The following is a 12,168-nucleotide window of genomic DNA, read 5'->3' as shown; positions in this document are numbered from 1 at the left end:
GCCTAGGACTTCGCGGCCCGGTCGAGGGATGCTTGTCCCTTTGCCTGTGCGTCCTTGAGCCGTTGCTCCAAGGCTGCGTCGTCCACGGCGCCGTTGGCCAGTTCCGGAATGGACTGGACCGTGACGTTCAGGAGCCCAAGCTGGATGTCTCCCCACGCACCGGTGAAGGGGGTGGCCTTCGACTTGCCCGCGGCATCGGCAATCGGCTTGAGTTTCGGATCTGTCAGCGATGCCAGCGCGTCCGCGTTCGCGGGAAGTTCCCCGAAGATCTTCTGGTAGTTCAACTGCTCATCCTTTGACGTAATGAGCTCGATGTACGCGAAAGCCAGATCCTTCTGCTGCGAGTAGTCCGCAACCACCACGTTGTCGCCGGAGAGGATGCTAGCGGCTTTGTCGCCGTCGCCCTTCGGTGAAGTTTCTCCCGGTGCCGTGGTGGGCATGATGGAGTACGCGTACTTGCCTGCGATAGCGGACTTGTCCAGGGTGGGGACTGAACTCGACGTCGTCATCATCAGGTAGCCGGCCTTGCCGGAGGCGAAGGCGGCCACGGCGTTGCTGTTGCTCCAACCAATCGCGGCCGGATCCACCACCTTGTCCTTGGTCAGCCAGCCGAAGTAAGTCTCGTAGGCCTTCTTGACGGTGGGATCGTCCATCTTCAGTTTGTCGCCGTCCACCAAGGGGTTGCCGGCCTGGACGGACATGGCCCAAATGAACTTCCATGGGTCGAAGTTGTCCTTGTAGCCGGTGGCGAGGCCGAAGGTTCCCGTGCTGGCGTTGGTCATCTTCTTGGCTTGTTCGGCGAGTTCGTCCCACGTGGTTGCCGGCTTCTCGATCCCTGCAGCGGCAAGGATGTCTTTGTTATAGGCCATCACGAAGGGGCGGCTAACAAAAGGAATGCCGGCCTGGTGCTCAGAGTCCGGGCCGGAGATGCCCAGCGCTGCCTGGTTGAAGCGGTCCTTGCCGCCAACCTTCTTCCAGTCATCCGCAGAGAGGGTGACGAAGGCTTTGGTGGCGTATGCAGTGGGTGTGAACGTGGTGCCCAGGCTGTAGACGTCAGGGCCCTGGCCGGAAACCACCGACGTTTGGATCCGGGTCAGTTCGTCGTTCGCGGATGCGAACGTCTCGAATTCAACATCGGCGCCTGTCTTGGCCTTGAACTTGGCCGCGATGTCCTTGAACCATTCCTTCTGTTGCTCAGGGTACTGGCTGTTGACGCCGGTCAGGACGCTCAGCTTCTTGCCGGCGCCATCCACGGCACCTCCGGAGCTTTCAGAATTGCTGCTGCTTCCCCCGCAGGCCGTCAAAGCCAGCGCAGCCGTTGCGATGACGGCGGCCAGCTTTGCTGATGGTGCAAACCTCATTGTTTCCTCCTTGGATACCAAGCCCGCAGGTGTGGTGTCGTGCGTCACAGGGGCTTCGTTGTCGAGTCTAGGGAGTTGGCAATCAAAGCGGCAAGCGTTTGCCAAAAGTTGCCAAAAGTGCTGCAATTGCCACATGGCAGATGCAAAAGCCCGCGCGGCAGGGGCGCCTCCCACCATCCGTGACGTTGCGGAACTAGCGGGAGTCGCAACCTCAACCGTGTCCCGGGCGTTGTCCAATCCCGGCAGGGTGAACCGCGTGACCCGCGAGCGCGTTGAGCAAGCGGCAGCCTCGCTGAATTACGTGCCCAGCTCGCAAGCACGCGGGCTGAGTTCGGGCCGCACCAATGCAATCGCACTCCTGGTGCCCGACGTCACCAACCCCTTCTACTTCGACATCATCCGGGGCACCCAGAACCAGCTCAAAGCCGCCGGCTATACGCAGCTGCTCGTGGACACGGAAGAGTCCGCTGAGATGGAAGCCGATACCCTGCGCAAGATGCAGCGGACAGCGGACGGTTTCATCCTGGCCGCCTCCCGCCTCACGGATGCGCAAATCCTCGAAGCCGCCTCCTCACAGGCCATCGTCACCATCAACAGGTCCTCCGCCAACGCCCCCACGGTGATGATTGACACCCCCGGCGCAGTGGTTCAGGCCTTGGAACACCTCACCTCACTGGGACACTCCAAGATCTGCTACGTCGGTGGACCGGCGTCGTCATGGTCCAATGCCAAGCGCTGGAAGACGTTCGAAGACGAGAGCCGGGATCGGGGACTGACAACCTCCCACGTTGGCCCCTTTACGCCCAAGACGACGTCCGGCGCAGCGGCCGCCGACGCTGCAGCCCGCACGGGCGCGACAGCGTGCATCGTCTTCAACGACCTCTTGGCCATCGGTATGCTGCAGCGGCTACGCGAGCGCGGCATCCGGGTCCCTGAGGACATGAGCATCGTGGGCTGCGACGATATCTTCGGGGCTGACTTCTGCAACCCTCCACTCACAACCATTGCCTCGCCCATTGAGCAGGCCGGACGCGTGGCGGTCTCCATGCTGCTCGCGCAACTGGATCCATTGCACTCCGGCTCCACCCGCCGCTTGGCCGTCATGCCCACCCACCTCACAATTCGCGGCTCCACGGGTCCGGTCTCGACCTAGGTCCTGCGCGTTGTAGGCGTTGCTCTCTCACATCCTGCGGGTTTTCGGCGGTCGCTCTCCCACATCCTGCGGGTTTTCGGCGGTTGCTCTCCCACATCCTGCGGGTTTTCGGCGGTTGCTCTCCCACATCCTGCGGGTTTTCGGCGGTTGCTCTCCCACATCCTGCGCGACGCCGGATGGCCGCCATGCGCTAAAGTCCGACGCCGGCACTCCCGGGGGGAGTGTCCGTTTAACGGTGGATTCGGGTGTTGGTGTTTATGTGATTCTGCCTTCGAACGTGATGGCGAAGGCATTCAGTGCCGGTTTCCATCGTGCTATCCATCGTGCTCTGCTCCGGCCGGTGGGGTCCAGTGCCCGGGTGGCCAGGTAGAGGCATTTTAAGGCGGCGGGGATGGTGGGGAAATGTCCGCGTGCTCTGACTGCCCGCCGGTATCGTGCGTTCAGGGATTCGATGGCGTTTGTGCTGCAGATGACCTTACGGATCTCCACGTCGTAGTCCAGGAACGGGATGAACTCGCTCCAGGCGTTCTCCCACAGCCGGATGATGGCCGGATACTGCTTGCCCCATTTACCGGCGAACTCTCCGAGGCGTTCTTTGGCCGCGGTCTCGGACGGTGCGGTGTATATCGGGCGGAGGTCCCGGGCCATTTCGGTCCAGCACTTCCTTGAGGCGTAACGGAAGGTGTTCCGGACCAGATGCACGATGCAGGTCTGGACTACAGCCTGGGGCCAGACGGTATTGATCGCATCCGGCAGGCCTTTGAGCCCGTCGCAAACGGTGATGCACACGTCCTCGACGCCCCGGTTCTTGATCTCGGTCAGCACCGCGAGCCAGAACTTCGCCCCTTCACCGCCGTCGCCGGCCCACAACCCAAGGACGTCACGTTCACCATTGACGGTGACACCAATGGCCACGTAGATGGGCCGGTTGGTGACTTGCCCGTCGCGGACTTTGACGTGGATAGCGTCAATGAACATCGCCGGGAACACCCTGTCCAGAGGACGGTTCTGCCATTCGGTCATTTCTCCAACGACCTTCTCGGTGATCCTGGAGATGGTGTCCTTGGAAACCCTTGCGCCGAACACGTCAGCGAAGTGGGCCGCGATTTCCCCGGTCGTGAGTCCTTTAGCGCTCAATGACAGGATGATCTCGTCCACACCGGTCAAACGGCGTTGTCGCTTCTTCACCGTCTGGGGATCAAACGTGGAACCGGTATCCCGGGGCACGTCGATCTCCACCGGCCCGATCTCCGTCAGCACTGTCTTCGAACGGGTGCCGTTGCGTGAATTCCCGCTGCCCCGCCCTGCCACTTCGTGCTTGCCGTATCCCAGATGCTCATCCATTTCCGCTTCCAGGGCGGTCTCCAGGACGTTCTTGGTCAGTTTGTTCAACAGCCCTCCCGGTCCAACAAGCTCAAACCCCTGTTCCTTGGCCTGAGACAGGAGCTGCTGCGCCAACTCTTGCTGATCCACCTCGGTCGCCATGGGGCCCATGATCTCGCTCATGATCAGTCCTCCCCGCCAAGCAACGCTTGGCGTGTCAGGCCAACCCCGGATCCACCGTTATTCCGACACTCCCCTCCCGGGAGTGTCCGACGTCGGGCGGTGCGGCCGTCAGGTTTTTATCACACGGCGGATGTGAGAGAACGATCGCCAAATATCTGTTGGATGTGAGAGAGGATCCTGGAGGGCTATTTCCACCAAGTATCGAAGATAGTGACCGGCACGGTGCGCTTGTGGCGCGTGCGGAGGTACTTCTGCTCGATGATTTCAGCGACGCCGTCGGGAACTTCGCGGCCTTCGAGGTAGTCGTCGATCTGGTCGTACGTGACTCCCAGTTCGTCTTCATCGGTCCGGCCCGGTTTGTCGTCCAACAGGTCAGCCGTGGGTACCTTCTGCCAAAGTCGCGCGGAAGCGCCCAGCTCGGCCAGGAGTTCGCGGTTCTGGCGCTTGTTCAGCCCGAACAGCGGCAGGATGTCCGCACCGCCGTCGCCATATTTGGTGAAGAAGCCCGTGACGGACTCGGCGCCATGGTCTGTGCCGATCACCAGGTAGTTGTGTTCCCCGGCGATTGCATATTGGGCAACCATGCGAGCGCGGGCCTTTGTGTTGCCTTTGTGGAAGTCGGAGATTTCGGCACCGGTGGTTTTCTCGAACTCTTCCTCGAATCCGTCCACTGCGCGGGAGATGTTGAAGGTCCGTTCGGTCTTGGCCTTGATGAAGTCCAAGGCCGCCTGGGCGTCGTCTTCGTCGTGCTGGATACCGTAAGGGAGCCGGACCGCGACGAAGTTCGCATTGACGCCTTCAGCTTCCAGTTCCTCGACGGCCAGCTGTGCCAGTCGACCGGCAAGGGTGGAATCGAGTCCGCCGGAGATGCCGAGCACAAAACCGTGGGTACCTGTGGCTTTCACATATTCCTTCAGGAACGTAACCCGCTTGCGAACCTCCTCTTGGGGGTTGATCCGGGGCTGGACGCCCATTTCCTCGATGATCTTGGCCTGGAGTTCGCGCATGTGTCCAACACTAGTCAGCCCGATAACAAAGGCTCAACCATATTGCGCCGTGATTCGGCCCCGCTGTGATGCGAGCCAGACGGCGTTGGACGTGAGAGAACAATCCCCAAAAACCCGTTGGACGTGAGAGAGCAACCACCCAGACGGCGTTGGATGTGAGAGAGCAACCACCAAAAACCCGTTGGACGTGAGAGAGCAACCGCCAAAAACCCGTTGGATGTGAGAGAGAATCAGGCGAGGAAGCCGCGCAGGAGTGAAGCTGTCCCTTCAAGGTGTTCGATGGTTGCACGCTCGGCGGCGGGGGCATCGCCGCGCAGAATCGCTTCGGCGATCTCGGCGTGTTGTTCGTTGGCATGCTCCAGGTTGGTACTGAGCAAGGGGATCCGGTCCAGGAGTTCGTTGAGCCGGGACCGCGTTTCCGCCACCGCGCCTACCAAACTCGCAGAGCCGGACAACTCGGCAATCGCAATATGGAACCGGGCGTCGCGCGGACGGTAGCCCACGGCGGGGGAAGCGCTGACTTCAGAGAGGCAGACCTGCAGGTGCCTGCGGGCAGCCGCGGACAGGTCCGCTTTGGCGGCCAAAGAAGCAGCGGCAGGCTCGATGATGGACCTGAACAGGAGGACATCCTCCACCTCGGCGGGATCGAGCGGCCCCTGGTCCGGCTGCCGCTGGACCGCTGTGGTGGAGACGTACGTACCGCCATACCTGCCGCGCTGGACTTCCAAATAGCCGGCACTCTGCAACTCCCCCAACGCATCCCGAAGGGTGGCGCGGGAAACGCCCAGTTGTTCGGCCAGTTCGCGCTCGGGCGGCAGTTTTTCGGCGGGGGCGAAGATCCCCAGCTTGATGGTCTGCAGGATGTGTTCGATGGTCTCTTCGAACGCGTTGCCGCCCCTGACTGGGCGCAGCATCGAGAACGACGGGCCAAACGGTGAGTCCGGCACGGCATCTCCTTCCACGGAATGCGGGCTGCGCCAATCAGTGAGGCCATCCACAGACGCTGCTGCCTCCATGCTACCCATGCGAACCAATAAAGGTCATCAAATAAACCATTGGACACACCTTCAATGTGATCCCAGTCATCAGGTTTTTTAAAAAAGTCTTGACTCCCGGCGAATCACGCTCCAGACTTTGAAGCACACTTTGGACTGAAAACAGTCCTTTAGGATCTGGAAGATCCCCCGCTCGACTTTTCCCAGAAGCATTCCTCAGACGATAGGAACACGCATGGAAACAGTGCACCAGCCGCCCGGCGGCGAGGATGAATACCTGAAGCACCGGCGCCTCAAACGAGGTGCCGCCGGATGGGTTCTCCTCGCGGGGCTTGGAGTGGCCTATGTGATCTCCGGCGACTTCGCGGGCTGGAACCTTGGCCTGGCCCAAGGAGGTTGGGGTGGCCTGCTGATCGCCTTCCTGCTCATGGCCGTCATGTACACCTGCATGGTTTTCGGGCTCGCTGAACTCTCATCAACGCTCCCGACGGCGGGGGCTGGCTATGCGTTCGCCCGCCGGGCTTTAGGCCCACTCGGCGGATTCGCCACTGGCATGGCGGTCCTGATCGAATACGCGGTGGCCCCGGCCGCTATTGCCACCTTTATCGGCGGCTATGTGGAGGCACTTGGCCTCTTCGGCCTCACCAACTCGTGGCCGGTCTACCTGGTCACCTACGTCATCTTCATCGGGATCCACATCCGCGGAGTGGGCGAAGCCCTCAAGATCATGTTCGCCATCACCGCAGTGGCCACAATCGCCCTGGCCGCCGCCGTCGTCGGCCTGTTTCCAAAGTTCGATTCCGCCCGGCTGTTCGATATTGTTCCCGACGGATCCGCGGGGTCCAGCGCCTTCCTGCCAATGGGTATCAGCGGCATCCTCGCGGCACTGGTTTACGGGATCTGGTTCTTCCTGGCTGTGGAGGGCGTTCCCCTCGCTGCCGAGGAAACATCGAATCCCAAGCGGGACATGCCCCGGGGAATCATTGTGGCGGTCATTATCCTGGTCATTTTTGGCGCCCTCATGCTAGTGCTGGTCCCGGGAGCAGCTGGGTCGCAAGCCATGAGCGAGTCGGACAATCCCCTGCCGGAAGCGCTGCGCATCGCTTATGGCGGCAACACCTTTCTGGCCGACTTCATCAACTACGCTGGCCTGGCCGGCCTGGTGGCCAGCTTCTTCTCCATCATCTACGCCTATTCACGCCAACTGTTCGCCCTCTCCCGGGCGGGCTACCTCCCCCGCTGGCTGTCCCTCACCGGCAAACGTCGCACCCCCTACTGGGCGTTGATCGTCCCGGGCACGGTCGGCTTCCTACTGGCCGCCCTGACGCGGGACGGTGCCTTGCTCATCAACATCGCGGTCTTCGGCGCGACGGTTTCCTACGTCCTGCTGAACCTCTCGCACATTGTGCTTCGCAAGAAGGAACCCCATCTGGAACGCGGCTACAGGACGCCGGGTGGGATCGTCACGACGTCGATTGCCCTGGTCCTGTCCGCCGTGGCAGTCGTGGCGACGTTCGTCGTCGACGTCTTTGCCGCTTCCATCACGGCAGCCATCTTTGCCGCTGCCCTCCTCTACTACTGGCTCTACAGCCGGCACCGGATCGTGGCGGGCGCACCCGAAGAAGAGTTCGCCCAACTCGCCATGGCCGAAGCCGAACTGAAGTAACAGCCGGCAGAACCTGACATCCACTCACAGAACCACACTGCGGAGACATCATGAATTCCCACATCCAAGAGTCCAGCCGGAACCGGCAGCTCACCGTCGACGAACTGCGCGAATCCGTTGCAAGCGGCGAAATCGATACTGTCATTGTCGCAATCACCGACGCATTGGGACGCCTCCAGGGCAAGCGTTGCGGCGCACGCTCCTTCCTTGAGGACGTTCTGGATCACGGCGCGGAGGGCTGTAACTACCTGCTGGCCGTAGATGTTGAAATGCAAACGGTGGACGGTTACGCAATGTCGTCCTGGGAAACCGGCTACGGCGACATGGTGATGCTGCCGGACGTCTCCACCCTTCGCCGGGTTCCTTGGCTCGAAGGCACAGCCATAGTGCAGTGCGATGTCCTGTGGACGGACCGGACGCCGGTGGCCGCATCACCCCGGCAGATCCTGAAGGCCCAAATCGAGCGGCTCGAAAAGCTTGGCTACCGGGCCCACGTAGGGACCGAGCTTGAGTTCCTTATGTTCGATGACTCTTACAACCAGGCATGGCAGAAGAACTACACCGGCCTCGCGCCGTCCACGCAGTACAACGTGGACTACTCGCTCCTGGCCACCGCGCGGCTGGAACCAGTGATCCGCTCTATCCGCAACAACATGGAAGCAGCCGGCCTGGTGGTCGAGTCGTCCAAGGGCGAATGCAACCTCGGCCAGCAGGAAATCACGTTCCGCTTCGATGAAGCCCTCGCCGCCTGCGATAAGCACGCGTTCTACAAGAACGGCGCCAAGGAAATCGCCGACCAGCACGGCAAGAGCATCACGTTCATGTCAAAGTTCAACGAGCGTGAAGGCAACTCCTGCCACATCCACTTCAGCCTCACCGATTTGGACGGCAACCCCGTACTGGCGGGCGACGGCGAACACGGCTTCAGCCCCCTGATGGAACGGTTCGTTGCGGGTCAACTCGCGGCGCTGCGCGAACTGGCCTATTTCCTGGCGCCCAACATCAATTCCTACAAGAGATTCGTGGAAGGCAGCTTCGCCCCAACAGCTATCGCTTGGGGCCTGGACAACCGCAGCTGCGCGCTCCGCGTGGTGGGTCACGGCCGCGGCCTCCGCACCGAGAACCGCGTGGGCGGCGGCGACGTCAACCCCTACCTGGCGGTGGCAGCAATGATCGCCGCTGTCATCCACGGCATCGAAAACGATCTCCAGTTGCCGGCGATCACCAAGGGCAATGCCTACGACTCGGACGCTGAACGGCTGCCCACTACGTTGCGGGACGCGCGGGATCTCCTGGCCGAGAGCAGCATTGCGCGCAAGGCGTTCGGCGATGACGTGGTAGACCACTACGTCCACGCCGCCAACGTGGAGCTCACTGCTTACGACAGCGCCATCACAGATTGGGAGCGGGTCCGTGGCTTCGAACGACTCTGAAACGTACCGCCCGCGAATCGCGCTCACCAGTTACCTTCAAGAGGCCTCCTGGGGAGTTTGGAACACGACGGCGGCGATTCTCCCCGGAACGTACGTGGAGGCAGTGGTCGCAGCCGGAGCAACACCGATGCTGCTGCCGCCGCTCGGCACCGACGAATCCGTGCTGGAGCTTGTGGACGGCTTGGTTGTGGTGGGAGGTCCCGACGTCGATCCTTCCCTGTACGGTCAGCCACCGCATCCCACCACCAAGTCCCAACCACTGCGGGACAAGCATGACTCAGCGCTGATCCGTGCGGCGCTTGAGCGTGAGCTCCCGCTGTTCGCCATTTGCCGGGGAGCCCAGCTCCTCAACGTGGTTTTGGGCGGAACGCTGATCCAGCACATCCCTGACGTCATTCCCGGCAGCAACAGTCAGCCGGCACCAGGTGTGTATGGTGAGGCGGCATTCGACACCACCCCAGGCAGCCTCATCCATGGCCTTCTCGGCGATTCCGCTACGTCGCCGTGCTACCACCACCAGGCCCTGGACTCGGTGCCGGGCACCCTCCGTGTGACCGCCCGCTCCGCCGATGGCCTGGTCCAAGCCGTTGAAACTACAGACGCCGGATGGGTCCTTGGAGTCCAGTTCCATCCGGAACAGAACCCAGATGACCTAAGGCTGTTCCACGGCTTCGTGGAAGCTGCCGCTGGCTACCGCTCAGACCAGACCGCAACCATGAAAGCGATGTCCCCCGCATGACAGCAACAGTGTTTGATGTGATCAATCCGGCCACCGAGGAGGTCATCCAGACCGTGCCTCTGGCCGGCCTGGCGGAAACTGACGCCGCCATCGCCAAGGCAGCTGCCGCCTACGAAACCTGGCGCGCCGTTGCCCCGGCGGATCGTGCCTTACTGCTGCGCCGGTTCGCTGCCGCCGTCGACAATGACTTGGAGAACCTCGCCCAACTGGAGGTGCGAAACGCCGGGCATACCGTTGGCAACGCGCGATGGGAAGCCGGTAATGTCCGCGACGTCCTCACGTACTACTCCGCCGCGCCGGAACGGCATTTCGGCCGCCAAATTCCTGTGGCAGGCGGGGTCAACGTGACGTTCCACGAACCCCTGGGCGTTGTTGGCATCATTGTTCCCTGGAATTTCCCCATGCCCATTGCAGGCTGGGGCTTCGCTCCGGCCCTCGCCGCAGGAAACACGGTTGTCCTCAAACCCGCGGAAATCACTCCTCTGACTGCCATCCGCCTTGGCGAATTGGCCCTTGAGGCCGGCATACCCGAGGGTGTCTTCCAAGTGATTCCCGGCAAGGGATCCGTGGTGGGACAGAGGTTTGTCACGCATCCGGCGGTCCGCAAAGTGGTTTTCACCGGCTCCACAAGCGTGGGCAAGCAGATCATGGCAGGCTGCGCGGACCAGGTGAAGCGCGTGACGCTGGAGCTGGGCGGCAAGAGCGCCAACATCATTTTCGCTGACGCCGATCTTGAGATGGCTGCGGCCGCCGCTCCCGGCGGCGCTTTCGACAACGCCGGGCAGGACTGCTGCGCACGTTCCAGGATCCTGGTGCAGCGCAGCGTCTACGACCGCTTCCTGGAGCTGCTGGAACCAGAGGTCCTGGGCATGCGCGTCGGAGACCCCGCAGATCCCGCCACCACTATGGGTCCGCTGATTTCCGCCCAGCAGCTGAGCACCGTTTCCGCGTTCGTGCCCGACGGCGCACCGGTCGCCTTCCAGGGGAAGGCGCCGGAAGGACCAGGCTTCTGGTTCCCGCCCACGGTGCTGACACCGGATTTGAAGGCGCCTTCCTTCACGGACGAGATCTTTGGTCCGGTAGTCGCCGTCGTGCCGTTCGACGACGAAGCCGACGCTATTCGGATAGCCAACAACACCGAGTACGGATTGTCAGGCTCCATCTGGACATCCAAGGTGGACCGCGCATTGCGTGTGGCCCGGGGCGTCGAGTCCGGCAATCTTTCCGTGAATTCGCACTCCTCCGTCCGGTACTCCACACCATTCGGTGGCTTCAAGCAGTCCGGCCTTGGCCGTGAGCTCGGCCCCGACGCACTTGACGCCTTCAGCGAGGTCAAGAACATCTTTATTTCCACCCAGTCCGCCTGAACTTTTCCACTTTTTCAAAGGAGAGCACCAATGCAAGCAGTAGTTTCGAACCGTCTCGCCGGCCGCAGCGCAGTCATCACCGGCGGCGCCAGTGGCATCGGCCTTGCCACGGCGCGCCGGATGGCAGCTGAAGGCGCCAATGTTGTCATCGCCGACATCGAACCGACCTCCGGGATTGCAGCGGCCAACGAAGTAGGCGGCCTGTTCGTCAAAGTCGACGTGACCAGCGAAGAAGAAGTCCGCAACCTCTATGCGCAGACAAAAGAGACGTATGGCAGCGTGGACATCGCTTTCAACAACGCGGGCATCTCCCCCGCTGATGACGCCTCGATCCTGGACACCGGAATCGACGCGTGGCGCAGGGTCCAGGAAGTGAACCTGACCTCCGTCTATTACTGCTGCAAGTACGCCATCCCCTACATGCAGGAACAGGGCAAGGGATCCATCATCAACACGGCATCCTTCGTGGCTGTCATGGGAGCGGCAACGTCGCAGATTTCCTACAGCGCGTCCAAGGGCGGCGTTCTGTCCATGAGCCGCGAACTCGGTGTCGAGTTTGCGCGTCAGGGGATCCGCATCAACGCCCTTTGCCCCGGCCCGGTGAACACTCCCCTGCTGAAGGAACTCTTCGCCAAGGATCCTGAGAAGGCCGCACGCCGGTTGGTCCACGTTCCTCTGGGCCGCTTCGCGGAACCGGAAGAACTGGCCGCAGCGGTCGCGTTTCTTGCAAGTGACGACGCTTCCTTCATCACGGCGTCCACCTTCCTTGTGGATGGCGGCATCTCGGGAGCTTACGTCACTCCCCTCTCGTAGCATCCCGCCCGCGGTTCATCCGGCTGCCCCTGCCCTCTTTGGGCGGGGGCAGCTTTCACGTTTAGGAGTCTTGACGTCGCGATACTTACCGATATATCGTTAAGTATCGCCGATAATCCTTCGGCGAA

10 protein-coding genes are annotated in these 12,168 nt (G+C 61.9%); 6 read left to right on the top strand and 4 right to left on the bottom strand.

Features of this window, described 5'->3' with window-relative positions; genetic code table 11:
- Window positions 1–2: 2 nt before the first annotated feature.
- Window positions 3–1,361, bottom strand: coding sequence for an ABC transporter substrate-binding protein (locus ACZ5G6_RS02495; RefSeq protein WP_223935624.1), 1,359 nt, complete (start codon window positions 1,359–1,361; stop codon window positions 3–5).
- 133 nt (window positions 1,362–1,494) lie between these two features.
- Here ACZ5G6_RS02495 and ACZ5G6_RS02490 point away from each other — a divergent pair, with 133 nt between their 5' ends.
- Entirely contained in the window at window positions 1,495–2,514 is a 1,020-nt protein-coding gene (locus ACZ5G6_RS02490) for a LacI family DNA-binding transcriptional regulator (protein WP_498689152.1), read from the top strand.
- 255 nt (window positions 2,515–2,769) lie between these two features.
- Here ACZ5G6_RS02490 and ACZ5G6_RS02485 read toward each other — a convergent pair whose 3' ends face one another.
- From ACZ5G6_RS02485 to ACZ5G6_RS02475, 3 genes are all read right to left on the bottom strand, one after another.
- Window positions 2,770–4,008, bottom strand: a complete 1,239-nt coding sequence (locus tag ACZ5G6_RS02485; protein WP_498691724.1) for an IS256 family transposase — start codon at window positions 4,006–4,008, stop codon at window positions 2,770–2,772.
- A 197-nt stretch (window positions 4,009–4,205) separates the two neighbouring features.
- Complete coding sequence (nadE, locus tag ACZ5G6_RS02480) at window positions 4,206–5,027, bottom strand: NAD(+) synthase (RefSeq protein WP_498689150.1); 822 nt, start codon at window positions 5,025–5,027, stop codon at window positions 4,206–4,208.
- A 230-nt stretch (window positions 5,028–5,257) separates the two neighbouring features.
- Window positions 5,258–6,052, bottom strand: coding sequence for a FadR/GntR family transcriptional regulator (locus tag ACZ5G6_RS02475; RefSeq protein WP_498689147.1), 795 nt, complete (start codon window positions 6,050–6,052; stop codon window positions 5,258–5,260).
- 205 nt (window positions 6,053–6,257) lie between these two features.
- On the opposite strand from ACZ5G6_RS02475, the gene eat reads away from it, so the two are divergent.
- Genes eat through ACZ5G6_RS02450 form a run of 5 tightly spaced genes read left to right on the top strand, consistent with a single transcriptional unit; the run spans window position 6,258 to window position 12,040 of the window.
- Window positions 6,258–7,688, top strand: a complete 1,431-nt coding sequence (gene eat / locus ACZ5G6_RS02470) for an ethanolamine permease (protein ID WP_223935620.1) — start codon at window positions 6,258–6,260, stop codon at window positions 7,686–7,688.
- Between the two features lie 50 nt (window positions 7,689–7,738).
- A complete protein-coding gene (locus ACZ5G6_RS02465; RefSeq protein ID WP_223935619.1) occupies window positions 7,739–9,121 on the top strand; it encodes a glutamine synthetase family protein in 1,383 nt (460 codons plus the stop codon).
- A complete protein-coding gene (locus tag ACZ5G6_RS02460) occupies window positions 9,102–9,860 on the top strand; it encodes a gamma-glutamyl-gamma-aminobutyrate hydrolase family protein (RefSeq protein WP_223935618.1) in 759 nt (252 codons plus the stop codon). The genes ACZ5G6_RS02465 and ACZ5G6_RS02460 overlap by 20 nt, the downstream gene beginning before the upstream one ends.
- Window positions 9,857–11,227, top strand: coding sequence for an aldehyde dehydrogenase family protein (locus ACZ5G6_RS02455; protein WP_498689144.1), 1,371 nt, complete (start codon window positions 9,857–9,859; stop codon window positions 11,225–11,227). Before ACZ5G6_RS02460 ends, ACZ5G6_RS02455 begins: the two co-directional genes overlap by 4 nt.
- Before the next feature lie 30 nt (window positions 11,228–11,257).
- A complete protein-coding gene (locus ACZ5G6_RS02450; protein WP_223935616.1) occupies window positions 11,258–12,040 on the top strand; it encodes a 3-oxoacyl-ACP reductase in 783 nt (260 codons plus the stop codon).
- The last annotated feature ends 128 nt before the right edge of the window (window positions 12,041–12,168 follow it).

It is taken from the genome of Arthrobacter sp. TmtSoilC51 (assembly GCF_055388015.1).
Note: the sequence above shows the minus strand (reverse complement) of the source record. Positions and strands in the feature narration are given on the sequence as shown.

What these genes read in the sequence shown, in the direction of transcription:
- ACZ5G6_RS02495 (WP_223935624.1), bottom strand. Translation starts at nt 1,361, where the DNA reads ATGAGGTTTGCACCATCAGCAAAGCTGGCCGCCGTCATCGCAACGGCT.
- ACZ5G6_RS02490 (WP_498689152.1), top strand. Translation starts at nt 1,495, where the DNA reads ATGGCAGATGCAAAAGCCCGCGCGGCAGGGGCGCCTCCCACCATCCGT.
- ACZ5G6_RS02485 (WP_498691724.1), bottom strand. Translation starts at nt 4,008, where the DNA reads ATGGGCCCCATGGCGACCGAGGTGGATCAGCAAGAGTTGGCGCAGCAG.
- nadE (WP_498689150.1), bottom strand. Translation starts at nt 5,027, where the DNA reads ATGCGCGAACTCCAGGCCAAGATCATCGAGGAAATGGGCGTCCAGCCC.
- ACZ5G6_RS02475 (WP_498689147.1), bottom strand. Translation starts at nt 6,052, where the DNA reads ATGGGTAGCATGGAGGCAGCAGCGTCTGTGGATGGCCTCACTGATTGG.
- eat (WP_223935620.1), top strand. Translation starts at nt 6,258, where the DNA reads ATGGAAACAGTGCACCAGCCGCCCGGCGGCGAGGATGAATACCTGAAG.
- ACZ5G6_RS02465 (WP_223935619.1), top strand. Translation starts at nt 7,739, where the DNA reads ATGAATTCCCACATCCAAGAGTCCAGCCGGAACCGGCAGCTCACCGTC.
- ACZ5G6_RS02455 (WP_498689144.1), top strand. Translation starts at nt 9,857, where the DNA reads ATGACAGCAACAGTGTTTGATGTGATCAATCCGGCCACCGAGGAGGTC.
- ACZ5G6_RS02450 (WP_223935616.1), top strand. Translation starts at nt 11,258, where the DNA reads ATGCAAGCAGTAGTTTCGAACCGTCTCGCCGGCCGCAGCGCAGTCATC.